Raw genomic sequence first — 26,893 nt, 5'->3', positions numbered from 1 at the left:
TAATCAAATTTTCGCTACTTCCTAAATATTCAGAAATATGGTATTATTTATTTCGAATATCGTAATATTAGGAGGCTACTTATGTCAATGTTGAAACGTAGTGATGTACCGGTTGAAGAAACTTGGAATTTGGAAGATTTATTTGCTACAGAACAGGCCTACACAGCGGCAATCGAAGAGTTAGGGCAACTTGTAGAGGAAACTGCTGCTGAACTCGCAGGGACAATTACAGATGTACAAGGTGCGATTAAGGCAATTGAGGCAACGGAAAAAATTCAGGAGAAGATGGTGGTCATTGGGACATATGCGAGTCTTTCACATAGTGTTGATCAGACGAGCACCGAAAATCAGATGCGTGCTGCTAGCTTCGGTTCTTTCGCTGCAAAACTTGCAACCAAGCTATCATTTGTAAAAAGTGATTTGCTAGCCTTGGACGAAGCCGTTTTAAAAGAAGCACAAAATACAAAACCGAAATACGCTAACTTTATTAATAAATTATTAGTACAAAAGCCGCATCAATTACATCCCGAAGCGGAAAAAGCTCTAGCTGCATTCGGTGCAACATTTGACGCGCCATATGAGCTTTACAATACAACAAAATTAGTCGATATGCAGTTCCCGAATTTTGAAGTAGATGGTGAATCATTCCCGCTTAGCTACAACTTGTTTGAAGGCGATTGGGAGCTTGAAACAGACACGGATAAACGTCGCGCTGCATTTGAAGCCTTTTCAAAAAAACTGCGTGACTATCAGCATACGACTGCCAAAACATATAATTCACACTTGACGATTGAAAAAACGGATGCAGACCTTCGTGGCTACGACAATATTTTTGATTCATTATTACAGTCACAGCAAGTGGACCGCTCGATGTATAACCGTCAAATCGATTTAATTATGAATGAGCTAGCACCACATATGCGTCGCTATGCTAAACTTCTGCAAAAAACACATCAGTTGGATAAAATGACATTTGCGGATCTTAAAATTTCATTGGACCCATCATATGAGCCGAAAATTACGGTGGAAGAATCTCGTCAATATATGAAAGACGGGTTATCTATTATGGGCGAGCATTATACGAATATGATCGATCGTTCTTTTGATGAGCGTTGGATCGATTTTGCACAAAATGCCGGAAAATCAACTGGTGCATTCTGTTCAAGCCCATATGGTGTACACCCGTATGTATTGATTTCTTGGACAAGCCGAATGAATGAAGTATTCGTTTTAGCCCATGAACTTGGTCATGCCGGTCATTTCTATTTGGCAAATGAAGAGCAAAACATTTTTAATGCAAGACCATCACTTTATTTCATCGAAGCTCCATCAACAATGAATGAAATGCTTATGGCAAACCACCTATTAAAAAATTCAACTGATGCGCGCTTTAAACGTTGGGTCATTTCAACAATTATTAGCCGTACGTACTACCATAATTTCGTGACACATTTACTTGAAGCAGCTTACCAACGCAAAGTATATGAAATTATCGATGCTGGAGGAAGCGTCAATGCACCTAAACTAAATGAATTAAAACGTGAGGTGCTTGAGCAGTTCTGGGGAGATACAGTTGAAGTAACTGAAGGCGCAGAATTGACATGGATGCGTCAGCCACATTACTATATGGGCTTATATCCATATACGTACTCTGCAGGTTTAACTATTTCAACTCAAGTTTCACAACGGATTTTAAACGGTGACGAAGCAGCAGTTGAACAGTGGATCGATGTATTAAAAGCAGGTGGCACGAAAACACCTGTTGAACTTGCTCAAATGGCCGGTGTCGATATTACGACTGAACAGCCATTACGTGACACAATCGCATTTATCGGTGATTTAATTACGCAATTGGAGCAACTGACTTCTGAGCTTCAAACAGTTTAGCGTGATCCTACAATCAGTGGAGATTATCTACATCCCACTGATTGTTCGTCCTCACTATATTAGATTGCAGGGTGTGCTGAATTTACTTTCAAGCACATCCTTTTTAGATGGCTACCGAAGTGTTGATAAAATCCTCTTGCTGGAACAATTCAGATACCCCTGATTCGATTGCAGCTGATCCAACCGCTTTCGCAACTACTCCTGCAACCCGTTCGTCCATCGAACTTGGGATAATGAAATCTTCATTCAGCTCTTCGTCTGTTACAAGCGAAGCAATAGCCTCAACTGCCGCCAGCTTCATCGATTCATTTATATCCGTTGCTCTTACATCCAATGCACCACGGAAAATACCAGGGAAAGCTAACATATTATTCACTTGGTTAGCATGGTCAGAACGGCCGGTACCGATAATTTTCACGCCCCACTTTTTCGCATTTTCCGGCGTTATTTCAGGATCCGGATTTGCCAATGCAAAGACAATTGGATCTATAGCCATCGATTTAATATGCTTTTCCGTTAAAATATTTGCTGCCGAAACCCCGATAAAAACATCTGCCCCTATTAATGCATCATCTAAAGTGCCGCGTAATTGATCCGGATTCGATAAATTAGCGACCTGTTCTTTCACCGGATTCATACCTTCAGGACGGCCTTCATAAATAATGCCCTTCGTGTCACACATTACGACATTTGTATAACCCATCTGAATTAGGATACGGAGAATCGCAATACCTGCAGCTCCAGCTCCGTTTATGACAACCTTTAATTTCGCGACGTCTTTTTTCACAAGTTTCACCGCATTAATTAAACCTGCCCCTACGACAATTGCTGTTCCGTGCTGGTCATCATGAAATACAGGAATTGAACATTCAGCACGCAGTCGGTCTTCAATTTCAAAACAGCGTGGTGCTGAAATATCCTCCAAGTTGATCGCACCATATGTCGGTGAAATCGCTTTTACAATATTGACAATCTCGTCTACGTTTTTAGTATTTAAGCATACCGGCACCGCATCAACATTTGCAAAGCGCTTTAATAATAACGCCTTCCCTTCCATTACCGGTAAGGCAGCTTCCGGTCCAATATCCCCTAATCCTAAAACCGCGGTTCCGTCTGTAATAACCGCTACTAAATTTCCTTTCATCGTATAGTCATACACCGTTGAAGGATTCTGCTCAATTGCAAGACAAGGGGCGGCGACACCCGGTGAATAAGCTAAACTCAAATCATATTTATCCTGAACCGGAACTTTTGCACGAATTTCCATTTTCCCTCCAAAATGTTCGTGCATTTCAAGCGACTTTTTCATTAAATCCATAATTACCATCCCCTTCTAATTTTTGAAGTCCTTTGTAATTACGAATGTTAACCTCTACCTTTTATTTTGTCAACAATAGCTTTCGGAATTTATAATAAGTTCTTAAAATACTCTATAAACATTGATATAACAACGTTTATAACGATTAGCAAACGCTTATTTAACTTGTGATTTTAAACACAATCAATTATTCTATAATAATAAATGTAAGGGCTGTCATTTTCAAAACCGCGCTTTATCAAGGTGAAGTATGTGATGAATTGCACGAAGTATTTTCAATTTAGTAATATGAAACACTTCACAAACTTCACAAAAAAAATTTGAACAGCACTTTTTGTCTCCATTTCCGCGTACATTTGTTACACTTATACATAACGGAGGGAACACAATGACAGAAAAAACACATACCGAGGAACTGACAGAAGATGAATTTTTGGAACTTGTTTTGGAAGAACAGGAAAAGGCGCTTGCAAAAGCACGAGAGGAACGGTTAAACCCACAGCCGAAAAAACCGAAAAAGCAAAAACCATTTGTTCGGATTGTAGTATGGCTGATGGCATTAACATTAGCTTTTAGCACGTTTGCTGTGATTTTCAATGTGTATTCCATTCCTGCCATCGAATTTTTAAAAGTATCGGCACAATTATCAAATCAGGAAAATATCCAAACATATAAACAATCTGTTGTCACAATTGATACCGACTCCGGAAAAGGAACAGGATTTGCGGTATCGGATAATGGCTACATAATTACGAATGATCATGTCATTGAGGATGCATTGACGATTACCGTTGTCTTTCCTGATGACTCACTCTATAAAGCTGAAGTAGTTGAAACATATGAAAAATATGATCTCGCACTGTTGAAAGTGGATGCGGAAAACTTGCCATTCCTGTCACTTTCCCCAACGAGCGATTTCCGTAAAAATGAGCCTGTCTATTTTATCGGCAATCCGCTTGCATTTAGCGGGATTGCAAATAAAGGAACGGTTATTGGCTATACGACTGCTGCTGACATCCAGCCCGATATCATTATGATGGATGCTCCTGTTTATCGCGGAAACAGCGGTAGCCCGGTCATCAATGAAAACGGACATGTAATCGGCGTTGTGTTTGCAACAGGTACTCGTGAAGGTCACGGGAAAGTCGGATTGTTTATCCCGATTGAAAATGTGCATGAGCTGTTTCAAACTTATTTGAAGTGATAAGGAAAGTCGATCACTCAGCTTAAAGGTTTCGGAACCATCGCGGGGCAGTTCAGTATATTAGAACTTTTGTGAATGATATTAGAAGAGTTGGATACTATTTTAGAACTTTCATATCGTTTATTAGAAGATCAATCGCTCATATTAGAACAAACGTTCCTTTTATTAGAAACTCCGTGTTATATTAGAACTTTTCGCTCTATATTAGCACATCCTGCAGGTTTATTAGAAAATGCCACCTCACCAAAACAGCAAAAAACGGCTGCTCAATTTCAATCATTGAGCGCCGTTTTAAAATTAGAAAATCAGGCTAATTAAGAAGTAGAATAATGCGGCCATTAATGCGGAAATTGGCAATGTGATAAACCACGTGATTACAATTTTACGCGCCATTCCCCATTTAACACCTTTCACACGTTGAGCTGCACCAACACCCATAATTGCAGAAGAAATTACATGTGTTGTCGAAACTGGTAATGCGATGACTGTTGCACCAAAAATAATTGATGCAGAAGTTAAGTCAGCCGCTACCCCGTTAACCGGACGGATTTTCATAATTTTACCGCCGACTGTTTTAATGATTTTATATCCGCCTACTGACGTTCCTAGACCCATCGCCAGTGCGCAGGCAAAACGTACCCAATCCTGAACTTCATCAGTCGATTGCCAGTTTGCTGCGATTAAAGCCATTGTAATAATACCCATCGCTTTTTGAGCATCGTTCGTACCATGTGTAAACGATTGTAACGCCGCCGTACCGATTTGCGTTAATCGGAATGCTTTCGTTGTCCCATATAATGGTGAACGGTGGAAAATAAATTTGAATAGTTTCATGACGATAAAACCAAGAGTCAATGCTAAAATCGGCGAAATAATTAACGCCTGTAAAATTTTAAAGAAGCCTTCATAGTTTAAAATATTCATACCTGCAGAGGCAACTGCTGCACCAGCAATTGAGCCGATCAGTGTATGGGAAGAACTTGATGGAATACCGAAATACCAAGTTAATAAGTTCCATGTGATGGCAGAACATAATGCTGCCAATATTACTACAGACCCTGTTGTATCCCCTTCAAATGCGTTTAAAGAGAACGGGTCCACAATTCCAGATGCTACAGCTTTTGCTACACCTACGAACGTCATCGCACCTACGAAGTTCATCACTGCCGCTAACAGAACAGCTACACGAGGTTTTAATGCACGTGTCGATACAGATGTGGCGATTGCATTCGCTGTATCATGGAAACCGTTAATAAAGTCGAATGCCAGCGCAAAGATGACAACGAGTACGGTAATGATTAATAACGTATCCATAATTTACTCCTTTTTCATTATGCATTTCGCATAATAATTGATTCGATTGTATTCGCTACATTTTGGCAGTAGTCTGCAATTTCTTCTAACTGCTCATATAAATCTTTAAAGATAATTAAGCGAATTGGATCTTTCTCAATCTGAAATAGTTCAGTAATGGATTTACGGAAAATTTCATCACATTCACGCTCATAGTCCTTAATCAGGATGGCATGTTGACGCATACCGATTAAGTCTTTTTTATTTAATAATTCCATCGCCTTTACAGCTTCATCTGATGATTTAGCGATATAGTCTACGAAGTCGCGCATATACTGATTTACTTCTGTAAATGAGTACATTTCAAAGTGGGCAATTGTATTTTCGATGCCATCCAGAATATCATCCAATTTAATGGCTAATGATAAAATATCTTCACGCTCAATAGGTGTCATAAACGAATCGTTTAATTTAACGATTAATTCATGGATCAGCTTGTCTCCCGCTGTTTCATATGATTTCATTTTAATCTGAATTTGTTTCAGTTCTGATACTGTAGTAATTGTCGATTCTTTTGCATAGTTGGCACCTTGTTGTACATTTTTTGCAATATTTAATAATCCTTCAAAAAATGGATCTGGTTTTTTTGAGTTGAACATCGAATAAAATCCTCCTAAAATGAAGTTTGTAAATTAAAACCTAGGTTATCATAACACCGATTTTTCAATATCTTCAACATTAATTTATGTTATTTACAAAAGCTTTACAATTGTGAAACATAACTTTTTTAACATATCCGGTTAATTTCAGTCGATATTTAATGTAATATTCTGAAACTAACCGAAATTTATTAATATAGTGCCTATTTCCGGCTCTTTCGACAGCATTGCTAATAAAATTTCACTTTTATTCTTCAGTACCCATTTTTATGTCATGTTAATTGTAAAGCTAATGTAAATTTTAAGTTTCATAAAAGTTATTTTTTCACCTTCAATTTTCATTAAAAAAAGCCTAGTAAGTTTCTACTTACTAGACGATGAACCTATTTCCTTATTTGTTTAGGACAGAAGATACGATATGTGCTGCGTCCCATTCACCTAAAGACAGTTTTGTAATCGGATACTTTTTACTGAAAAGCTGTGATGTAATTTCGGAAGTGGTCAAGCCCTCTTCGTTCATCATTTCTATTTTATAACTTAGCTCTTTTAAGTAATGAAGTTTTCGCATTAAAGCATCTCTTCCGTTTTCAATATATCCCGCATGATTACAATACACTTCAAGAAAATCATACGTTAATACTTTCTCCAGCGATCGGATAATTTGAGGAATACTTTCTTCACGCAGGACTACTTTTGTTTTCGGTGTCACATACAGATCACCTGTAAAGAGTTGACCTGTCGATTCATTCAAATAGGCAACATGGTCTTCTGTATGTCCGGGAGTTTCAATTACTTTCCAATTCGTCGTTCTAGATGAAAAAGAATCTCCGACAGGCTGTGCAAGAAACGGCAGCCTTGCCCCCCAGAAAAGCTTACGATATAAAGGATAGCTTGCCTTCTTCCCGCATTCTTCTATGTTGAGCGGATGCATAAATATCGGCAATTTATATGCTTTTTGTAAAAAATGAGCGCCTCCGGAGTGATCTTCATGATAATGAGTCAACATAATCCGGTCAACGTCCATCTGTTCAAAAAAGGGCTTAAACTGCTTAAGAAGCGATGCAGAACCTGTATCAATTAGGATACCGTCCACTTCAAAACAATGTACATTTAAATAAACCGCTTGAAACTGGACAGATCCATTGATCATTTTCACACCGTTCTTTTCGCTCAGCTCTATTTTTTTCTTAAAAAACACATTTCTCACTCCTTTGACCGTTATTTTTCTACAATACCACTTTATCATAAATATTGGAAATTAGACCCAACTCTTTGTTAAATTTTTGTACGACAAAAAGCCGTTATGTAAAACTTGTTTACATAACAGCCTGTTAAGCAGTGTCAACCTTTTTCGACAGAGTGATGATGTACCCAATCACTATAGCCTGCCATATAAATTTTTATATTTTGATAGCCTGCTTCCTTTAATACTGTATATACCGGTGTAGCAGTAACACCTGACCCGCAGTACACAACTACTTCCTCATCTTTTGGAACTTCCTTGAGGAGAGAAGACGTAATTACCAATTCAGAGCCATTACGCAACTGTTCCCAATCATAGTTTTTTGCTGTCGGGATATGTCCTGCCACTTTATCAAACGGCTCTGTTTCACCACGGTAACGCTCCGGTGCGCGGGCATCAATTAATGTCGCTTTTCGCTTGCCTTCAATAATATGCAGAATATCCTGACGTTTTAATAAAATATCATCATTCCACTGTATATCAACCTTACTTTCCTTAAATACTGGTACTTCTGTCGTTACAGGGAATCCTGCTTCCTTCAGTGCTTCAAAACCGCCATTAACGACATATGCATGTTTGAAGCCTGCATAATGCAATATCCACCAGGCGCGTGTTGCATTTGCTGCCGCCCCTTGATCGTAAATATAGATGGCATCATTGTAATTTAAACCGTGCTTTTCAAACAAAGCCTGAAGCTGCTCCTTTTCAGGAAGCGGATGTCGGCCTTCTTGTTTCGATAAATCTGACAGATCGGTATTTAAATCCCAGTATACCGCCCCTTCAATATGGCCCTCTTCATACATCTTTCTGCCTGACTCTACATTGCTCATATCAAATCTTGTATCGATCAACCGACCTGTTCTTTCCATTCGATTTGCGGTCACAAAAATATTCGTCATTAAAAAGATCCTCCTTACGCTTGTAGTTGCGCGTAAATATCCTTCCAAACAGCTAAGCGACTTTCTTCCTGAAGTAATAAACGTTCTGTCTCAATCTGCTCGACTGCCTGTTCAAGCATATGCTGGCGCAATCCTTCTGCTTCAATGGCGATATGGCTTGCTGCCCACTCCATAATTTTAGCTTTTTCCTCATCCAGATAGTTTTGCGCATTTGGTTTTGTTAGTTGCTCCAGCGCATCACGCAATTGCTCTTTTTCATTCTTTTCAAAGAATGCTTTTACATTTTTAAAGTGGGATTTCACCCCTTCATATGGTGCTGGATCTGAAAATGGACCTGTAAAATCCAAAATTTCAGGTTCTTTTGATTCATAGCTTAAAAACGCGAAGCTTGGGTTTAGTTCTTTTAATTCACGCGATTCCTCTTTGAACAGTTCTTTCATTTTCTTCTCGACAAATTGTGCTAAACGGAAATTCGTTACCCGCAACTCCTGAGCGAAGTCGAAGCTTAACGCCTGCAGCACTTCTTTTAATGCTGTTTGCAATGCTTGCTGTGCCGGCATTTGCGCAAAAGTGGACGGATTGTAGCTTTCACGGTAGAAGTCTGGATAGCGGTAGTACACACGTTGCAGTACGTAATATAACAGTTCCTCCAGTTCTTGCTTTGTCTCACTTTCAATCATCGCTGTTTGGGTTGTCTGGAATTTGGAACGTACTAGCTTTTCCAAATGAGCCAATTCTTCAAGTCGTTCATCTTTACGTTTCAAGTTTTCTTCTGTTTGTGTAATTAAATCATTTAGGCGTGCTTCTGTTTTCTCCACTTCTTCCTGTAATGCCTGAACCGCAATACCCATCAGTTCGTCATTTAGGAAGTGGTGGAATGCATCTTCAAATGGTGCCATACCCGACTGATGTTCGAGCTGCTCCTGCTTTTCTTTTAACGCCAGTAAACTCGATACTCCGTAAAGTCTCGGGAAACGGATACCGAAGCGTTGAAGTTCTGAACGAACATAGCCTTTTACTTCTTCCTCTTCTTCCATTGTCGAAGCTAAGTCAATGGCATTCACGATAAAGAACATTTTGTCCAGTTCAAACGCATCTTTAACACGACCTAATTGGATCAAGAACTCACGGTCCGCTTTTGCAAATGCATGGTTGTAGTATGTTATGAAAAGAATGGCATCGGCATTTCGAATGTAATCGAACGCTACACCTGTATGGCGTGCGTTGATCGAGTCTGCACCTGGTGTATCTACTAACGTTACACCCATACGCGTAAGTGGTGAATCAAAGTAGAAATCAATATTGTCTACGAAACAAGAACGGTTTTCCTGGGCCACGTATTTTTCAAAATCATGACGATTAACCCGTAATGTCGTTCCAAGTTTTGTGATGAATGTTTCATAACCTTCCGAATAAGCACGGATAAAGGATTTATGAACATTCAGGCGCTCATCTGTTAATGGAACAGCCAATCCTTCTTCTGCACGATCATACGCTTCTTTTAAAGATGATACTTGGATGCCAATTGCTGCATATGAGCCTTGAATATCTTCAAGTAGCTGTGCTTCATTTTTCAGATGAACATCTGCTGTTTCGTGCGGATGTTCCGGTGTGACAGGACGAATTTTATTTATTGCCGCTGTCGTCGGGTTTGGTGATACAGGTAATACACGCTCTCCCATCAAAGCATTCGAAAAGCTTGATTTACCCGCACTGAATGCACCGAATAAGGCAATCGTAAAGTCACGTTTTTGCAGACGTTCCACTTTTTTTGTCAAGAAGCTCGATACTTCTTTAAAGCCTTGTACATCTTTAATAATATGCGCTGTTTTCAATGCTTTTTCGGTTACCGTGTCAACATTTAATCCTGTTCCCGCTTTTTCCTCTGTTTGTTCAGCAGCAATTTCTGTTTCCTGATTTTTTAACTGCAGCATCGATTCATCAAAGGGACGAATATCTTTCAATGCCTGCTCATGTTCGCGCTTCCAATTTTCCAAATAAATTTTGGATTCTGCGCGAATTTCATTGGAAACTTGTTTCATTAATGTGTTGTTGAACACCTGGAATTTCTCGATTTGCATAATATGCTGAAGCGCATTCACTTTTTCGGACATTGCATTAATTTTCAGTTTAACAGGCGCTGCCGCTTCACGCGCTACTTGCTCCAATGTTTCTTTTTGTTCAAGTTTCCATGCATCTGTTGTTTGGACAAAGTATCGTTTTGTCGCCTCAGAAACTCGATTCGCAAAGTTTAGTACCGCATCTCCTGTAATAACCGCGCTTTTTTGAACTTGTTCCTCAATAATCGAGAACGGAAAATTAAATTCCTTCTTATCAATACTTGCTGCCCGTTCGTCATTCAATGCACCGACATCTTTTAACGCTTGCTTCATCAATGCTTTAATATGACCTGTAATTTGTGATTGGACAACATGGTTAAAGCCTGCATATGCATCTTCCTGACGACGTGCTTTCTCTTCCGCTGTTTTCTTTTTCGCAGTAAACAGTCCGCCTACTTTAAAGTCATCTTGTTGACTTTCTAAATAGGCACGCAGTTTATCACGGACATCCGCCGGCATAATTGCAGCATTTGCAAGCAAGTCTTTACGTTTTTCATCAAACTGCATATCAAATACATCAAACGAGAAAAGTTCTGTTTGACGCGTCAGTTTTTCATATTGCTCTAAAATATCATCACGGTGCTGCCAGTCATCTTCAGAAACGAGTTCAGCATATGTTGTGAAGCGGTCTTGCTTCTCCTCTTCCAAATACGCTTCATGCTCGTGCTGCAGCTTTGTCAGTGTATTTTCTGCTGTTAAAATCAGCTGTTCCTGCCAGTCATTCATCGAATCCATAACGATTTTTTTCACTTGATCAAAATCATTGTTCGGAAGCTCTTTTTCACGTAATGATGTGAAGAAAATATTTTTCGGGTAAACACCCCATGCCGCAAATGAGTTATGAACTGATTGCTTGAAATCTTCAAACGAAAGTTCCGCTTCACGGTGCTTGTCAATTTGATTGACGATTAAATACACATTCGGATTGTATTTCATCAACTGTTTTGTAAATTGGAAGTTCAGCTCAGATTGCACATGATTGTAGTCCATTGTGTAGAACACCATATCGGCAATATGCAAGGCAGACTCCGTACTCATCGCATGTGCATCGTCCGTTGAATCAACACCCGGAGTATCCATAACAGTTACCCCTTCAGGCAAGCTTGAAGTACTATGTCCGATTTCAATTTGTGATACCAATTCGCCGTTTTTGCTCAATTCTTTTACTTGTTTAATATCATAGCCCGCTTCAAACTTTACCGGCTTTTCATTATGCAAATAAAGAATCGCAAAATCTTCATCCGATTTGTGCACTTTAACAATGTTCGCACTTGTCGGAATTGGGCTTGTTGCTAAAATGTTTTCCCCCGACAGCGCATTGATCATACTCGATTTACCCGCGGAAAAGTGACCGGCAAAACCGATGACAAATTCCTTTTGTAAAAGCTTTCGTGCAAACAGATGGAGCTTTTCAATTCGTTCTGTATCTTCATTTTCTTTATAAATTATGTATTGTAATGCCGATTGCTGTAACAATCCCTGAATTTTCTCGTCAAACATCGTCATATTACGACCCCTTTATATCAATTTATATCTTTTTGCCTTAAATTCGTCACATTTCTATAGTACCATGCCCAGTCAATAAAATCGGCTAGTATTTTTTTAAAATTATTGTTTTCTGCATATTTTCGTTAAATATTGACTTTTCCTTAATTGAATTGCTATTTCGGAATAACCAGGTTATTATACTCAATTAAACGCATCATCATGTCCGTTTTATTAAAAATCACAAAAACTCATCATTACCCAACATAATATCAGTATAATGAGAAAATAAAAAGATTGGAGCAGCAAATGGGGACTTATTTAAACAATTGAGAAGTAGGAGATGACGAAGCAATGAGAGGTTTATCCTTTGAGATACCGAACCGGCATGGCCGATATTTATATGAAATTTTAGAAGCTATCGACATAAGGGATTACTTTTGGAAATCAGAAGCCGAAGAAGCATATTATATTGAAAATAATCAGTTGGATGAAGCCATGTTCCCGCAGCCTTATACATATACCGGTGAAGAACTGTATAACCGAATTTCCGTAAAAGACTATTATGTACTATTTGCAGACTTAAAAGCATTTAAAGATAAATTACATGTGCAGGACATTGCTACATATGAAGAGTTCCTTAATTGCCAGTGTGAAATCGTTCTTTTAATTGTTGATAGTGCCTATGTAACGATCTATGTAAAAGATCAACATGTAACTGAACGGATTTACAGAAAAGCGGTTCAGAATAGGTACGAAAATATAGCGTACATAACGGATGAGAATGACCTTCGTACAACATTGACCTCATTTTAAATAAATATGTGAAGCCATAATTTCTATTGTTTCACCTTTTTTTATTAAATATAAATTCACAAATAAAAAAGATGACCAGTCCCGCCATTAAAATATAAAATGAACTATTTAAATCAGCATTGTTTATGTATGAATAGATAGAATGTGCAAGTAGGGTAACCGAATAAAAAAAAATCCAAACTGCGCAGCTTTTTTACTATTTCTTTTTTCAATGTCTGTCATTTTTTTAAAAAACAAACTATGCTCCCCCTCTCCTCAATTTTCCAGTAAACTATTTCGGATAAAACTCGTCAAAGGAATAATTTTAATAGAATTTCTTAAGTGGCTCATATAAATATCAACTGGATTAATAGTCCCAATCGGACCTATATCCACTACCCTTAATAAATCCGCTTCAATTTCCTCTGAAATTAAACTTTCAGGCAATAGCCCGATACCTAAACCTTCCTTAATTAATTTTATAGCAAAAATAACATCCTTTATTTTGTTGAATTTCTTTATCTCGTACTCGTTATTTAACCATTCAACTACAGGAATATGTTCATTTAAATAACCTATATAAAGCGGATGCTCATTAAAAAGTGCTTTAAGCTGTAAATCCAACTGCTTTTCCATGAGCTGTAATTTAGAAGAATATACCAGTCTTAATGGTGAACGGTCAATACGCTCCGAATGAAACTCTTTAGAAATAAATTTGTGTAAACCTAGTGCTACATCTATTTGTTGTCCTTTTAGTGCACTTTCTAACTGTACCTGATCTTCCATAACAATTTCTACAATGTATTGTTGATGCAATTCAATAAAATCATGTATTCGATCTAATAGATTCGTATACAGCAAGGCGGGTGAAACTGAAATTATTAATGGAACAGCCGGATTTAGTGTTTCAAGGTGAATTTCTTTTGTACTCGCTTCTATTTGAGCCACAAGTTTTTTGGCCATAGGATAATATTTTTCGCCAATTGCAGATACCTTAACCTTTGTATGTTCCCGGTGAAACAATTGAACCCGTAAATGCTCCTCCAATAACTTCATATGTACAGTGATACTTGGTTGAGAAATAAACAGTTTTTCTGCTGCTGCTCGAAAGCTCCCTTCTTCGACAACTGCTATAAATGTTTTTAGCCACTTGATATCCATGTTCATCACCCTCTTATTAAGATTAATAATCAAATACATTAAAATTCATTAATTCCGTTAATTGTAAGTCTATTATACACTGTAAGCAATACACGAAATGAGGTGTTTCAAATGGAAAAACTAGTCGCCGCTTTCGGACGTTTCGCCAGCCATGAAGCAAAAAACAATAGTCAACTTTACGAATATTGGTGTAAAAGGATTATGACAAATGAGCAACTATTAAATCTCATTATGCATATTCCGGAGACGCAGCCAAAGCCTAATTTATTTTTTGGGTCTGTGCAGTATTTATCCGTACAAAAAGAAACCCCTTTGAAACGAATATTCGAAAGTCCTTTCGAAGTGGATTTGGAAGCAAGCTTTCAATTACTCATCGATTTCTGTTTAACACATTCAGATGAACTGTTGCAGTTGTTTCATACAAAATCCGTTCAAACAAATGAAGTACAGCGAGCCAGCTATCTTTTCCCGATTTTCTCGGAAATAGCCGAAGAAGTGGAACTTCCGTTAACATTATTGGAAATCGGTACAAGTGCAGGACTTTTGCTTAATTTAGACGGGTATCGGTATGAAATCGAGCAAGAACCGCCGATCACATTTGGTAATGAAAATAGCCCTCTCACTCTTTTTGCTAAAAACTACGGCACTTCTATAACTTCTGTAAAAAACTTGGACATTTTATACCGCATTGGAATCGATTTAAATATTATAGATTTACAAGATTCCGAAGAATATTTATGGCTGAAAAGTTTAATTTGGCCCGAACAAATTATACGGAAAGAAAATTTAGAGAAAGCAAGGGCGATTCACCGGCAATATTCAAAGCTTTTACTAACTGGTGATTTTAGAGAGGTTATTCCCCCTTTATTTGATAATCATGAATTTAAAGGTAGCCAGATTATTATTTTCCACACACATGTGGCAAATCAGTTTCCCTCAAAATTAAAAACGGAATTACTGACAATGCTGCAGCAACTAAGCCATATTCAAAGCATCTATCACATTTATAACAATATGGATGATGCTGATTTACATGTGGATTACATTGCCGGTGGTGTAATTCAAACCGTCAAATCACTAAAAGATACAGACGGGCATGTGAAGTTTTTCAGCTGGAATTAAAACCTTAAATAGTAATTATTACGATTATCATTGACAAGCAAGGGTCAACTATATAATATTATAAATCGTAACAGTTACTATTTAGGAGGTAAGTTATGAAAAGGAAATTAAATTGGTTAAGTATGCTGGCATTTAGCTTCATGCTGGTAGGTTGTGCAGGAAATACCGACGAAAAGGAGAATACCGCTTCTATTGAAGTAAAGGGAGAAGCTGCAAAAGAACATGAAAGTCAACAAGAACAAGAACACGACCATGACCATGAACATCAGCATGAATCCGACGAGGAACAAAAAGAAATTTACAACGGCTATTTCGAAGATGAACAAGTACAAGATCGTCCATTAAGCGATTGGGCCGGTGACTGGCAATCGGTCTATCCATATTTGCAGGATGGCACATTAGATGAAGTATTTGAACATAAGGCTTCCCAGGATGGCAGCAAAAGCTTTGAGGAGTTTAAAGATTATTATGAAATAGGCTATAAAACAACTACCGACCGTATTGTAATAGAGGATAATTTTGTTACATATTATGATCACGGTCACGCCCACAAAGGAGAATATAAATATGATGGATTTGAAATTTTAACGTATGAAAAAGGTAATCGCGGAGTCCGGTTTATTTTTAAACATGTGGGAGATGAAAAAGGAGTACCTGCTTATATTCAGTTCAGTGATCATATTATTGCGCCTCAAAAATCGGGGCATTACCACATCTACTGGGGTGATGACCGTGAAGCCTTATTAAAGGAAGTAACGAATTGGCCAACCTATTACCCTTCGCAATTGGATGGCCATGAGATTGCACACGAGATGATAGCCCACTAATATAGTTCATTAGAAATCAGCAAAAAACAACCATTTGCCCTTTGAGGAAATGGTTGTTTTCAATAATTTTTTAAATTTATCTATCTATTTTTCTAAATAAAGATGAAGAGTGCCATCCAGTTCCAATACACTTTCAGGCTCCGGTAACTGCGCTTTTACTGTCTCACCTTCACCATGTACTTCGATCTGATAAGGATATTCCAACTCCATAATTTCATTAACTGGTACACCTACTAAATCAGGTACACGCTCTGTAATTTTATCACCCCAACGATATTGCTTTTCTAATTGACCTTCCCGATCTTTTTCTATTCCCAAAATAGGTGCAATATCTTCAATAATCTGTCCAACAATCGGCGCTACAATTGTACTGCCGAATACCAATTCCCCTTTTGGACTATCAACCGCAACATATACGACAACTTCCGGATCATTTGCTGGTGCGAAACCAATAAATGATACAATATAGTCCCCATCTTTATAACGTCCATTTTCGACTTTTTGAGCAGTACCCGTCTTCCCTCCGATTCGAAGTCCATCCCGGTATGCAGCTCTCCCTGACCCATTTGCTACAACAGACTCCAGCGCATCTCTTACTATTTTAGAAGTTTCCTCACTGACCACATTACGTTTTAAGTTCGGTTTATTTTCGATAACCACTTCTCCACTTTCCGGATTATAGACTTTTGAAACAACATACGGTGTAAACAGTTTTCCACCATTTACCGCAGCAGCAACTGCTTGAACTTGTTGAATTGGTGTCACCGAAATACCTTGCCCAAAAGAAGTGGTGGCATGTTCAACTGGTCCAAATGCCTCTTCAGAAAATAAAATACCAGACGCTTCTCCGGCAATATTAGAACCTGTTGTTTTACCGAACCCAAAGTTCTTGATGTACTTCATTAACTTGTCAGCACCTACTCGTTGCCCAAGCTCGATAAATCCTGGATTACAGGAATTTTCCACGACTTGTAGAAACGTTTCCTCTCCATGACCATCGCGTTTCCAACAGCGAAGTCTCACACCTTCCACCATTGTGTAACCTTTATCAAAATAAGTATCCTTTTCCAGATTCACTACATTTTCTTCAACAGCGGCACTCAATGTTATAATCTTAAACGTTGACCCTGGCTCATAAGTCATCCATACCGGCAAATTTCGATTGTAAATGGATGATTCTACTTCTTCAAACTTTGATGGATCATATGTAGGATATGAAGAAAGTGCTAAAATTTCACCAGTTTTAGGATTCATCGCAATAGCTAGTGCCTGTTCCGCATTATATTTTGTCATAGCTTGTGATAGTTCCCGTTCTATTACTTTCTGAACTTCTAAATCAATTGTTAAACCTACCGTTGCTCCTTGCTTCCCTTCCCGCCATTCATCATTCACATGGGGTAATGCCTTCCCTTTTGCATCCGTAAATAACTTGATCGCTGCATCTTTTGAAGTTAATAGTTTATCATATTGATATTCAATTCCTGCAAGTCCTTGTGAATCATATCCAGTAAATCCGACTAGTCGGGATAACAAGTTACCGTACGGATAACTCCTGTCATAATCTACACCACTATAGAGTCCGTCAATTTTCAATTCCTGAATTTTAACCGCCTGTTCGTATGAAATATTTTTCGCTTCTGGTGCAAGTTTGACCAGGTAACTTTTAGAATTCATTTTTTCGAATAATCTTTTTGCATCCAAATTTAGCACATCTGCAATTTGATTTGCAGCTTCTTCGATATTATCATTCTGTGTTGGCATGAAATACAGTGTTGGAGCCAATTCGTTTGTAACAATAACTTCACCGTTACGGTCCGTAATTTCTCCCCGTTCTGAAGTAAACGGAATTTCCCGATCCCAATTCGTTTTTGCAAGTTCAGTTAGTTTATCATGCTGAATAACCTGCACATAAAACAGTCTTATAAAAACGATAACGCCGAAAAGTATAAAAGCCGCAAAGATTAACCTCAATCTATTTTTAGAAATAGTTGAAATCCACTTCAAAAAATCACCTCAATATTCACGTTATGAATAAAAGCGAATTTCTATTCAAGCAACAATAAGTGAAACCGTTACTTAGAAAAATTTAAAATACTCATCTTTCTATTTATCTATATATAATTTACAATAGATATAGCTTATAAAATACATATATATGATAGTTTATAACTATAATAAAGCGAGGCGTTCTTAATGGAATTACGACAGTTAGAGTATTTTTTAATGTTATGTGAAGAGATGCAATTCACAAGAGCAGCTGAACGGCTTAATATTGCACAGCCAACTTTAAGTCAACAAATTAAAGTGCTCGAAAATGAAGTAAATACCCCATTGTTTCACCGGATCGGCAAGAAAATCACCCTTACGGAAGCTGGTCAGATCCTTTACCGCCAAGCACAAACAATCTTTCAAACATTGCATACGACGAAAATACAAATGCAGCAATTGGCTTCACTTGAAAAAGGGATTCTTCGTATTGGCGCATTGCCCGGTGAATTGACCAATATTGTGTCAGATTTAGTATTAAAGTTCATGCATAAATTTCCGCATATACAAGTAACCGTTACTTCCGGTGAAGATATTCATACATTATTGAAGAACAATAAAATCGATATCGGCTTTTCGTTTTCACCACTGATTGAAAACTACGATGAGCAGTTTGTGGAAATCCCTTTATACACTGAACAGTTCTGTTATGTAGAAAGCAAAGATAGCGCTGCACAACATGAACCCGTACAATTGCGTGACATTCTAAACGAACCACTTGTTTTGTTTCCAAATGCCCACCTGTGCCGGCGAATTTTAAATGCTGCGGCTAAATCGGACAAGTTAACGATTGAGCCGAAGTTTGAAACATCGAGCATTCCCGCTATTTTTCAATTTGTCGAGCAAGGTCTTGGTGGAACGATTGTAGCCAAAACATTGTTTGACCTTCACGTGTCGGATAAACTGCACGCTCATATCATTCAGCATCCTTTACTGGAAAGAGAAACATTGCTGATCTATCAAAAGGAGCGCCTGCAATCTCCTGCTTTTAAAGCATTTCTTGATTTATTGGAACCTGCGCTGACAAATTATCAGTTGTCTTTTTCCGCCAATTCATTATGAGGGACTATTCGGTAGTCCCTTTTGTCTTTTATTAAGAGCGGAGAGCGGCTGTAGTTGGGCGGTTTTCTAATATATTTGGAAATCTTCTAATATATTTTTATTTGTTCTAATAAAATGCCGATATTCTAATATATCAACCGATTCTTCTAATAAGTGTTCGGAATGTTCAAATATCACCTTGGGATTTTCTAAAATCTCTCCAACTTTTTCTAATAACCCCTATTTTGTTCTAATAAAATCCCAAGCCAAGTACTTTTCTATCGCACCCGCCGTCAAAAATAGTGGTTGGCACGCTTTTTTCTAATCCATATGGTAGATTTTCTAATATCCCTCCGACTTTTTCTAATAAACATCCCTATTGTTCTAATAAAAAACCAAAGCCAACTAATCCCCCGCACCTCCCCAACCGAATAAAAAAAAGCAGCACCTCAAAATTCGAGATGCTGCCCCACAGTCTTAAAATTATTTTTTCTTAATTGTAATTGTCCAAGAAGCTTCGCCTAATTGCTCGTAGTTCGTTACTTCATGGCCGTCTTCTGCTGCCCAGCGTGGAATTGATTCTGTACCTTGAGTACAATCGAATTGTACTTCCAGCTCATCGCCTGTGTTTAACTCTTTAATTGCTTCTTTTGCTTCGATTAACGGAAACGGACAAACCATACCTAATACTTCTAATGTTTTTTTCATGTAAATTCTCTCCTTAAGCACGCGCTGCTGCACGTTTTTTTGATGGACGCACAAATACGAAGTACGATGCTGTCCAAGTACCCAAAATCATGAATAGTAAAGCAACCCAACCTGACCAAGTCATCATTGATGTCATTACAAGACCGTTCCCGATTGAACAGCCGCCTGCAAGACTTGCGCCGAACCCCATTAAAATACCGCCGGCAGAGCTTCGTACAACTGTTTTTGTATCTGGTGTACGTAATCGGAATTCACCGCTCATTTTAGCAGCGAAGTAAGAACCGAATAAAATACCCATTACAAGGAATACACCCCAGTTAATGATGTCTAAGTCCCCAGTCACTAAAAACTGCAGAATGTTTGCTGAAGGTGTTGTAATCCCTAAACCGAAAATACGTCCTGATGCGGCACTTAAAGGCCATGCCAATGTTGCGATCAAACCGATTAAAGTTGCTGTCACATACGGATTCCAGCGTTTTTCGAATAAAATATGTGCCAAGCCTGTTTTCTTAGGTTTCAAGCCTGGAATTTTCACACGTGGTTTGCGTAATTCACGGTAAACAATGAACGCCACCAATGCAACAAATGGAATGACTAAAAACCAGACATTAATGCCAAATGTTTCGGCAATTGAATCAGTACCTACTACCGGTGTACGTGCATCAACTGTAAATTGTGCTAATGGACCTGACTTCATAATAGCTGCCATCAACATGTAAAATGCTAATGCTATCCAGCTTCCGATTAAGCCTTCACCCGCACGATACCAAGTACCTGTTGCACAGCCACCAGCTAAAATAATTCCAATACCGAAAATAAACGCGCCGGCAATTGTTGCCCACAATGGGAGCTGCCCTGCTGTATATTCAAACGCCCCTGCCTCAATTAGTAGGAATACACCTACCGCTTGAACTGCAATGGCTACTAGTAAAGCATAAAACATACGATTATCTTTTGCGATGTACATATCCCGGAAACCACCTGTTAAACAGAAGCGTCCACGTTGCATCACAAAACCTAATAGAGCACCACAAAGGATACCCGTAATTGCCATTTGCAACAAAATAATTCCTCCTATTTATAAAACCAAGTTTATCAATAGGGATATAATATAATATAATACTACTATAATACAAGTATTTTGATTGATATTAAGATAATCGTATAGTTTTAGTCGGTTTTCTTGTTTAAAGGACAAAAATGAACGATTTTTATTAAGGGATATTCAACAACAATCACTTCTATTATAAAGTTCCTTTTCCTGAAATCATGAGTAATGGCTTCGTTAATCATTCATACTAGCCCGAACTTTTTCAGGAATCATTACAACTTTTGTTGTTAAATCCACCGAACCAAAACTTTCATCGATGCATTCATCCCAGTATTCCAGATGTTTTTTATCGATCCAATGTGCGGAATCTTCTACATCCAATCCACCGTTTCCTTGAACAGAATACCAGTATAAATATTCTTCACCATTCAAATGTTCATGAAAAATTGTTTCCACAAACATCTTTTCCCCCTCCAGTGTTACGAGTACATCTTCCATGTGATTGTTTAAAAAATCAAGCCATTCCATAACTTTGGGGGTTTTCCCTTCTTTAACACGATATCGTGTCAACTCCACCTTCATCTCGTGCCCCCCTATTTTTTCACCCAATACTCCGAACCATCGTCATTGCGTTCCATAAAGCCGTATTCAATCAAATGACGGCGCAGCGATACAAAATCCTCATGAACAGTCTTTAAAATTTCATTTACCTCTTTTTCATGGTAGTGTTTACCCTCTTCAAAACGTTTTAAAATATGTTGCAGGATAATAAGCTTCTTCTTTTCCTTACTTGGAATTGTTTCAATCCCGGCGTCCAATCCGTTTTTAAAATAGGTAGTCAGCACTTTTTCTCGTTCCTTCTGTTCAATACTGTAACGTTCGTCCACTTGTCTCGCTCCTTTATGAATCTGATAAGGTTCAGGGTTTTTCATTAACTGCATAAGGGCAACAAAAATTTTCGCCTGTTTTTCCTTTTCGCGAAGTTTAAACCGATGCTGGCGAACTGTTGATACACTTGAAACATTGCTATCATTTACGATTTCCTGATCTGTTTTACCTTCGAAAAAATGCTGCATCATTTCAATTTGAACATCTGACAACCCGCTTACTTTTTTATCTAAAGCAAGCAAAGCGTGAAATGGTGAAATATGTGCGCGCTCAATATGCTTTTTAATCATGCCTTCCGCTGTTAGAAAACGTTCGTCATAAGGAAAAACTTCATCTAAATGATAGGATTCTTCACAAAACAAACATTGATATCGTTCCTGTTTCATTTCATATCCTTTTATAAGTGCTTCCGTTGAAATATTTTGAATTTCCAAAAATATCACCTCTATAACATTTATAATATACGTTATTATATTTGTAAACGTTTTTATTTTTTGTTTATAAAACACAACTGATTCACCTTTATAATTTTCTTCGCGGAAAATCGGATTTATTGTATCCTTGAAGCAAATTGGCTTTACTTCAAGACAGGTTTTTCGGAGGTCGATGCACTCTGGAGTTATTTGTTACAGGAATAAAGAGGGTTGAATTTCCAATCAATCTATGCCATACTACTAGTAATTTACTGGAAAGGAAGTTGAATGGCTGATGGATAAATAATTCTATTTTACACGTAAAATGTATACGCATTTTCACATAAAATAGGATTAGTCTGCCCATTTATACTTCCTTTAGCGAACTTAAAGGCTTATTTACGTATGAATACTAATCCTTCTGACTTTTTCAGAAGGATTTTTTATATATTGATATCTTTGTGAATGCGTATACTTTCAAATCAACATTTGGGGGTATGCATATATGCCGATAGAAATGAAAAACGTATCGTTCAGCTATGACTTGCTGGATGAACCATTATTTAACAACATTAACATAACGATCGATAATTCCTGGAAACTCGGACTAATAGGACGCAATGGTCGTGGAAAAACAACTTTATTACGTTTACTGCAAAACAAATTGCCTTACAGCGGAACGGTTACGAGCGACGAAGAATTCCAATATTTTCCTCTTGCCATCCGTAATTCAAAAGTTAGTACGTATTACGCAATTGATGAAGTAATGCCTGTAGAGCTATGGAAGCTAGAGCGGGAATGTAGGCTTTTGTCGCTTGATCAATCGTTGTTATGGGCGCCATTTGAGCAATTATCAGGCGGTGAACAAACGAAAGTAATGCTTGCGGCCGTCTTTTGTGGAGAAAACCGTTTTTTGCTGCTCGATGAACCGACGAATCACCTGGATACGAAAGGCCGATCCATTGTGGCAAACTATTTGAAAAAGAAAAAAGGCTTTATTGTCGTCAGTCATGACCGGCATTTTATCAATGAAGTAGTGACGCATATTTTAGCGATTGAAAAAAGCCGGCTTAGCCTATACAAAGGGAATTTCTCCATCTATGAACAGGAAAAAAAGCTACAGGATGAGTTTGAACTCGAGCAAAATCGCTCATTAAATGCTGAAATAAATCGCTTGCAAAAAACGGCGCAGGAAAAATCGAACTGGGCCGCGCAACGCGAAAAACCTTCTGGCAATGATCCATTTGGGAATGCTATTGCAAAGCGCATGAATAAACGGGCAAAGGCGATTGAAAAACGGACACAGGAGAAAATTGAAGATAAAACAAAACTGTTAAAAAATATCGAGACGGTAAGCGATTTGACGATTATCTGTCAATATAAGCATCGGAATCCTGTGCTTCGGATGAAAAACTTTACGTTAAGTTACAGTGACCAACCGCTGTTCCACCCTATTTCCTTTGAACTATTTCAAGGAGAACAAGTTGCTATTGTCGGACCGAACGGCAGCGGGAAAACATCACTTGTTCAATTTTTACAAGGAACATTTTCCGGTACCGCTAATGGTGAAATACTGATGCCGCAAGGGTTGAGCACAAGTATAATTCGCCAAAATTATGAGGATAACCGGGGGATATTAAAGGATTTTGCTTCGGATCATGAAATCGACTACACCTTATTTTTGAACAATTTACGTATTTTCGGATTTAACCGTGATGTTTTTCAGGTGCCTATTGAAAAGATGAGCATGGGTCAGCAAAAGAAAGTCGAATTTTCAAGGTCGCTCGGACTCGAAGCTGAATTTTATATTTGGGACGAACCGCTCAACTATTTGGACGTCTTTAACCAGCAACAAATCGAGAAAATGATCGCTCACTTTAAACCGACTTTATTATTCGTGGAGCATGATGCAACATTCGTAAAAAATACAGCAACGAAAGTTATTGAGCTCATCCCTTATCATTAAATTAAGAAAGGAACATTCCTTCATCTATTATGATGGAATGTTCCTTTTTGTACTATAAACAAAACAAATCATATTCCTTTGACAGATGCATCAGAAACTCGATGCCCGCCACACTATTGCCGACTTGATCAATTGCGGGTCCATAGATGCCGATTCCAATTGGCCCTTGCAGCTGTTCAATTTCTGCATTACGCACAACGGCAATAATTGCACCGGATACTCCGCTTTTGGCTGGTAATCCAATGAATGCCGCAAATTTTCCGGACGCATTGTACATTCCGCATGTAATCATTAATGCTTTCGCAATATTAATGACTCCCTTATTGCAAATAGCTTCACTTTCTTTTCCATTTGTCGCAAAATAAAATGCTAATTTCGCTAAATCCGATACATCTACTGAAATCGAGCAAAGCTGTAAATACACTTGAAGCGCTTCTTCCACATCGGATTTCAAAAAACCGTTCGCCTGTAATATATAGGCGATTGCGCGGTTATAATCAGCGGACTGGTATTCCGAAAAATACACTTCATTATTAATATGCACTTTCTTTCCGATAATTTGTTCTAAAAAAGTCGTCACAGATTTCACTTTTTCGAACATTGTCTTACCTGGAAGTAACGAGGCAATTGTTATTGCTCCTGCATTAATCATCGGATTGAACGGCTTATTATTATGGCTCTCCAGGCGGACGATCGAATTAAATGAATCTCCTGTCGGCTCCACATCAACATAGTGCATGATTTCCTCTATCCCGTGATAATTAGCAGCAACCATAAAACTGATTACTTTCACGACACTTTGAAGCGTAAAAGTTTCTGTACAATCCCCTAATTCGATTTCATGTTCTGCACTTAGTAAACTTACAGCAAATAAATCACCATTTGCTGCAGCAAGCGCCGGTATATAAGATGCGACCTGACCATTAGCTGTCCTTTGCTTTGCCTGTTCATAAATCATTTGTAATTTATTCATTGGACACTAGTTGCTGTAACTAGCTGCTCACCTCCCCATTTTCTATCATATACGCTATATTTATTATTTCCTTTTTTCCATTCGAATATATTGTATAATTTTAACATATACCGAAAACTATAAATTAGCAAAGATAGGTGATTGTATGTTTCAACCATTGCAACGAGGAGATAAAATTGGTATTTTTTCATCTTCTGTCCCGGCAACCTCTACCGCAAAATTACGCTACGGTCGCGGTAAAGAATTTTTACAGGCAAAAGGATTTCATATTATAGAGGGAAATCTAACAGGTAAACAAGATGGTTATCGGTCAGGTACGCCAAAAGAACGAGCTGAAGAATTCAATCAACTACTAAGAGATCCTTCGATTAAAATGATCATGTCCTCAATCGGTGGGACAAATTCAAATAGCCTGCTCCCCTATATCGATTACGAAGCGTTTAAAAATAATCCGAAAATTGTGATCGGATACTCTGATACTACTGCAATTCTATTGGCCCTTTTCGCAAAAACAAATATACCTACATATTATGGCCCTGCACTCATCCCGTCATTTGGCGAATTTGAGCCGCTTGTCCATGAAACTTACAATTATTTCAAACACTATTTTTCTCAACCAAGCGTTCCGTATACGATTCCAATGTCACCTGTCTGGTCAGATGAAATGATAAACTGGCTAACTTATGAGAAGCCAAAAACACTCTATTCAAATAAATGGATTAGCTTTCATGAAGGTGTTGTCGAAGGACGACTAATTGGCGGCAATAATAATACAATGTATGGCTTCATCGGGACACCTTATTTTCCTGTTATTAAAAACGGCGATATTTTATTGATTGAGGATTCTTTAAAGAGTGCGTCAACTGTAGAAAAGAATTTGGCCATGTTGAAACTGCACGGGATCTTTGACAAAGTTGGAGGTATAATCCTCGGGAAACATGAGCTCTTTGATGATGAAGGAACCGGTAAACAGCCGCTTGATCTGTTATTGGAACAGTTGGATGGAAAAATAATTCCTATACTTGCCGATGTCGACTGTGCCCATACCCATCCGATGTTTCCTTTAGCAATCGGCAAAAAAATACGTCTCGATACAATCACTCAAACGATTACCTGTATTGAACATTGGCTTTAGTAAATTAACGCAACCTATTTTGTCTATGAAACGTTTATTGTAAAAATAACCAATGGAAGTGGGAGAATTTCAATGAGCTATATAATGAATCTACGCAAAAAAATTGGCACTACACCTATTATTATGGTGGGTGCCTGCGTGATTATTTTAAATGAACAAAGGCAATTACTAATGCAGCTTCGTAAGGATAATGGATGCTGGGGACTTGCAGGTGGATCAATGGAATTAGGTGAAACATTGGAAGAAGTCGCTATACGAGAAATGTACGAGGAAACTGGACTTACAGCACATAGTCTACAACAGTTTGGTATATTCTCCGGCAAAGAATTATACTATCAATATCCACATGGAGATGAAGTATATATAGTTGCAACAACATATATTTGTGATGATTATTCCGGTACATTACGTTTAGATTCAGATGAAGCAATAGATTTAAAATTTTTTCCCTTCAGTGCTCTGCCTGAAAAAATCAGCCCTCCCGATCAAATAGTTATCCAAAAGTATTTGGAAACTATTAATTGAACTAAATGGTTTAGCTTCCACATAAAAATCGCATTGTCCACGTGACAATGCGATGAATAATTTCAATATTTACTTTCTAATTCGCTACATTTTTTAATACATAGTTTCCAATTGCTACATAAACGATCACTGTT

At 38.0% G+C, this 26,893-nt stretch carries 23 protein-coding genes; 10 read left to right on the top strand and 13 right to left on the bottom strand.

Going from position 1 to position 26,893, the window contains the following annotated elements:
* Nucleotides 1-81: 81 nt before the first annotated feature.
* Nucleotides 82-1,887 carry an oligoendopeptidase F gene (gene pepF, locus MHH44_RS07480; protein WP_340734901.1) on the top strand — a complete coding sequence of 602 codons (1,806 nt, stop codon included), beginning with the start codon at nt 82-84 and terminating at the stop codon, nt 1,885-1,887.
* A 103-nt stretch (nt 1,888-1,990) separates the two neighbouring features.
* Here pepF and MHH44_RS07475 read toward each other — a convergent pair whose 3' ends face one another.
* Nucleotides 1,991-3,205 (bottom strand): NAD(P)-dependent malic enzyme, encoded by a 1,215-nt coding sequence (locus tag MHH44_RS07475; RefSeq protein WP_014824266.1) that lies wholly within the window; start codon nt 3,203-3,205, stop codon nt 1,991-1,993.
* A gap of 388 nt (nt 3,206-3,593) precedes the next feature.
* Here MHH44_RS07475 and MHH44_RS07470 point away from each other — a divergent pair, with 388 nt between their 5' ends.
* Entirely contained in the window at nt 3,594-4,409 is an 816-nt protein-coding gene (locus MHH44_RS07470; RefSeq protein ID WP_340798183.1) for a S1C family serine protease, read from the top strand.
* Between the two features lie 75 nt (nt 4,410-4,484).
* Nucleotides 4,485-4,727: a hypothetical protein gene (locus MHH44_RS07465; protein WP_340798182.1), complete on the top strand. Its 243-nt coding sequence runs from the start codon at nt 4,485-4,487 to the stop codon at nt 4,725-4,727.
* Here MHH44_RS07465 and MHH44_RS07460 read toward each other — a convergent pair.
* The 5 genes from MHH44_RS07460 to MHH44_RS07440 all read right to left on the bottom strand — a co-directional run bounded on the left by MHH44_RS07460 (nt 4,707) and on the right by MHH44_RS07440 (nt 12,129).
* Complete coding sequence (locus MHH44_RS07460; protein WP_008404804.1) at nt 4,707-5,723, bottom strand: inorganic phosphate transporter; 1,017 nt, start codon at nt 5,721-5,723, stop codon at nt 4,707-4,709. The genes MHH44_RS07465 and MHH44_RS07460 overlap by 21 nt on opposite strands.
* A gap of 17 nt (nt 5,724-5,740) precedes the next feature.
* Nucleotides 5,741-6,361: a DUF47 domain-containing protein gene (locus MHH44_RS07455; protein WP_008404805.1), complete on the bottom strand. Its 621-nt coding sequence runs from the start codon at nt 6,359-6,361 to the stop codon at nt 5,741-5,743.
* A 391-nt stretch (nt 6,362-6,752) separates the two neighbouring features.
* Nucleotides 6,753-7,559, bottom strand: coding sequence for an MBL fold metallo-hydrolase (locus MHH44_RS07450; RefSeq protein WP_340798181.1), 807 nt, complete (start codon nt 7,557-7,559; stop codon nt 6,753-6,755).
* Nucleotides 7,560-7,702: 143 nt separating this feature from the next.
* The gene (locus MHH44_RS07445) at nt 7,703-8,503 is read right to left on the bottom strand and encodes a sulfurtransferase (RefSeq protein WP_340798180.1); all 801 of its coding nucleotides are present in this window, start codon (nt 8,501-8,503) and stop codon (nt 7,703-7,705) included.
* A 14-nt stretch (nt 8,504-8,517) separates the two neighbouring features.
* Nucleotides 8,518-12,129 (bottom strand): dynamin family protein, encoded by a 3,612-nt coding sequence (locus tag MHH44_RS07440; RefSeq protein ID WP_340798179.1) that lies wholly within the window; start codon nt 12,127-12,129, stop codon nt 8,518-8,520.
* 333 nt (nt 12,130-12,462) lie between these two features.
* Between MHH44_RS07440 and MHH44_RS07435 the strand changes: the two genes are divergently transcribed.
* A complete protein-coding gene (locus MHH44_RS07435; RefSeq protein ID WP_340798178.1) occupies nt 12,463-12,924 on the top strand; it encodes a DUF2691 family protein in 462 nt (153 codons plus the stop codon).
* Between the two features lie 255 nt (nt 12,925-13,179).
* Here the strand turns inward: MHH44_RS07435 and MHH44_RS07430 are convergent, their stop codons facing one another.
* Nucleotides 13,180-14,064 (bottom strand): LysR family transcriptional regulator, encoded by an 885-nt coding sequence (locus tag MHH44_RS07430; RefSeq protein WP_340798177.1) that lies wholly within the window; start codon nt 14,062-14,064, stop codon nt 13,180-13,182.
* Nucleotides 14,065-14,175: 111 nt separating this feature from the next.
* Between MHH44_RS07430 and MHH44_RS07425 the strand changes: the two genes are divergently transcribed.
* The gene (locus MHH44_RS07425; protein WP_340798176.1) at nt 14,176-15,186 is read left to right on the top strand and encodes a DUF2332 domain-containing protein; all 1,011 of its coding nucleotides are present in this window, start codon (nt 14,176-14,178) and stop codon (nt 15,184-15,186) included.
* Between the two features lie 95 nt (nt 15,187-15,281).
* A complete protein-coding gene (locus tag MHH44_RS07420) occupies nt 15,282-16,013 on the top strand; it encodes a metal-binding protein ZinT (protein ID WP_340798175.1) in 732 nt (243 codons plus the stop codon).
* An 84-nt stretch (nt 16,014-16,097) separates the two neighbouring features.
* Here MHH44_RS07420 and MHH44_RS07415 read toward each other — a convergent pair whose 3' ends face one another.
* A complete protein-coding gene (locus MHH44_RS07415; protein ID WP_340798174.1) occupies nt 16,098-18,017 on the bottom strand; it encodes a penicillin-binding transpeptidase domain-containing protein in 1,920 nt (639 codons plus the stop codon).
* A gap of 189 nt (nt 18,018-18,206) precedes the next feature.
* Between MHH44_RS07415 and MHH44_RS07410 the strand changes: the two genes are divergently transcribed.
* Nucleotides 18,207-19,121, top strand: a complete 915-nt coding sequence (locus tag MHH44_RS07410; protein ID WP_340798171.1) for a LysR family transcriptional regulator — start codon at nt 18,207-18,209, stop codon at nt 19,119-19,121.
* 462 nt (nt 19,122-19,583) lie between these two features.
* Here the strand turns inward: MHH44_RS07410 and MHH44_RS07405 are convergent, their stop codons facing one another.
* The 4 genes from MHH44_RS07405 to MHH44_RS07390 form a co-directional block, all read right to left on the bottom strand.
* Nucleotides 19,584-19,808: a sulfurtransferase TusA family protein gene (locus MHH44_RS07405; RefSeq protein ID WP_008404823.1), complete on the bottom strand. Its 225-nt coding sequence runs from the start codon at nt 19,806-19,808 to the stop codon at nt 19,584-19,586.
* 13 nt (nt 19,809-19,821) lie between these two features.
* Complete coding sequence (locus tag MHH44_RS07400; RefSeq protein WP_340798170.1) at nt 19,822-20,871, bottom strand: YeeE/YedE family protein; 1,050 nt, start codon at nt 20,869-20,871, stop codon at nt 19,822-19,824.
* Nucleotides 20,872-21,093: 222 nt separating this feature from the next.
* A complete protein-coding gene (locus MHH44_RS07395; protein ID WP_087618163.1) occupies nt 21,094-21,441 on the bottom strand; it encodes a DUF6176 family protein in 348 nt (115 codons plus the stop codon).
* Between the two features lie 11 nt (nt 21,442-21,452).
* Nucleotides 21,453-22,190, bottom strand: coding sequence for a DUF2087 domain-containing protein (locus MHH44_RS07390; RefSeq protein ID WP_340799491.1), 738 nt, complete (start codon nt 22,188-22,190; stop codon nt 21,453-21,455).
* A 475-nt stretch (nt 22,191-22,665) separates the two neighbouring features.
* On the opposite strand from MHH44_RS07390, the gene abc-f reads away from it, so the two are divergent.
* Entirely contained in the window at nt 22,666-24,126 is a 1,461-nt protein-coding gene (gene abc-f, locus MHH44_RS07385; RefSeq protein ID WP_340798169.1) for a ribosomal protection-like ABC-F family protein, read from the top strand.
* Nucleotides 24,127-24,178: 52 nt separating this feature from the next.
* On the opposite strand, the gene glsA is transcribed toward abc-f, so the two are convergent.
* Nucleotides 24,179-25,099, bottom strand: a complete 921-nt coding sequence (gene glsA, locus MHH44_RS07380) for a glutaminase A (RefSeq protein WP_340798168.1) — start codon at nt 25,097-25,099, stop codon at nt 24,179-24,181.
* Nucleotides 25,100-25,244: 145 nt separating this feature from the next.
* On the opposite strand from glsA, the gene MHH44_RS07375 reads away from it, so the two are divergent.
* Together MHH44_RS07375 and MHH44_RS07370 are read left to right on the top strand one after the other, a co-directional pair.
* Nucleotides 25,245-26,234, top strand: coding sequence for a S66 family peptidase (locus MHH44_RS07375; RefSeq protein ID WP_340798167.1), 990 nt, complete (start codon nt 25,245-25,247; stop codon nt 26,232-26,234).
* A gap of 72 nt (nt 26,235-26,306) precedes the next feature.
* A complete protein-coding gene (locus MHH44_RS07370) occupies nt 26,307-26,759 on the top strand; it encodes an NUDIX hydrolase (protein WP_340798166.1) in 453 nt (150 codons plus the stop codon).
* Nucleotides 26,760-26,893 lie beyond the last annotated feature (134 nt).

The organism is Solibacillus sp. FSL K6-1126, assembly GCF_038003445.1.
GTDB lineage: Bacteria > Bacillota > Bacilli > Bacillales_A > Planococcaceae > Solibacillus > Solibacillus silvestris.
The sequence above is the reverse complement of the archived record's forward strand: the minus strand, read 5'-3'. Positions and strand labels throughout refer to the sequence as shown.

Excerpts from the sequence above, each read along its gene's own strand:
- MHH44_RS07420 (WP_340798175.1), top strand. The coding sequence starts at position 15,282 with ATGAAAAGGAAATTAAATTGGTTAAGTATGCTGGCATTTAGCTTCATG.
- pepF (WP_340734901.1), top strand. The coding sequence starts at position 82 with ATGTCAATGTTGAAACGTAGTGATGTACCGGTTGAAGAAACTTGGAAT.
- MHH44_RS07410 (WP_340798171.1), top strand. The coding sequence starts at position 18,207 with ATGGAATTACGACAGTTAGAGTATTTTTTAATGTTATGTGAAGAGATG.
- MHH44_RS07470 (WP_340798183.1), top strand. The coding sequence starts at position 3,594 with ATGACAGAAAAAACACATACCGAGGAACTGACAGAAGATGAATTTTTG.
- MHH44_RS07460 (WP_008404804.1), bottom strand. The coding sequence starts at position 5,723 with ATGGATACGTTATTAATCATTACCGTACTCGTTGTCATCTTTGCGCTG.
- MHH44_RS07465 (WP_340798182.1), top strand. The coding sequence starts at position 4,485 with ATGATATTAGAAGAGTTGGATACTATTTTAGAACTTTCATATCGTTTA.
- MHH44_RS07475 (WP_014824266.1), bottom strand. The coding sequence starts at position 3,205 with ATGGATTTAATGAAAAAGTCGCTTGAAATGCACGAACATTTTGGAGGG.
- MHH44_RS07445 (WP_340798180.1), bottom strand. The coding sequence starts at position 8,503 with ATGACGAATATTTTTGTGACCGCAAATCGAATGGAAAGAACAGGTCGG.
- MHH44_RS07430 (WP_340798177.1), bottom strand. The coding sequence starts at position 14,064 with ATGGATATCAAGTGGCTAAAAACATTTATAGCAGTTGTCGAAGAAGGG.
- MHH44_RS07370 (WP_340798166.1), top strand. The coding sequence starts at position 26,307 with ATGAGCTATATAATGAATCTACGCAAAAAAATTGGCACTACACCTATT.
- MHH44_RS07440 (WP_340798179.1), bottom strand. The coding sequence starts at position 12,129 with ATGACGATGTTTGACGAGAAAATTCAGGGATTGTTACAGCAATCGGCA.
- MHH44_RS07455 (WP_008404805.1), bottom strand. The coding sequence starts at position 6,361 with ATGTTCAACTCAAAAAAACCAGATCCATTTTTTGAAGGATTATTAAAT.
- MHH44_RS07405 (WP_008404823.1), bottom strand. The coding sequence starts at position 19,808 with ATGAAAAAAACATTAGAAGTATTAGGTATGGTTTGTCCGTTTCCGTTA.
- glsA (WP_340798168.1), bottom strand. The coding sequence starts at position 25,099 with ATGAATAAATTACAAATGATTTATGAACAGGCAAAGCAAAGGACAGCT.
- abc-f (WP_340798169.1), top strand. The coding sequence starts at position 22,666 with ATGCCGATAGAAATGAAAAACGTATCGTTCAGCTATGACTTGCTGGAT.
- MHH44_RS07395 (WP_087618163.1), bottom strand. The coding sequence starts at position 21,441 with ATGAAGGTGGAGTTGACACGATATCGTGTTAAAGAAGGGAAAACCCCC.
- MHH44_RS07375 (WP_340798167.1), top strand. The coding sequence starts at position 25,245 with ATGTTTCAACCATTGCAACGAGGAGATAAAATTGGTATTTTTTCATCT.
- MHH44_RS07435 (WP_340798178.1), top strand. The coding sequence starts at position 12,463 with ATGAGAGGTTTATCCTTTGAGATACCGAACCGGCATGGCCGATATTTA.
- MHH44_RS07425 (WP_340798176.1), top strand. The coding sequence starts at position 14,176 with ATGGAAAAACTAGTCGCCGCTTTCGGACGTTTCGCCAGCCATGAAGCA.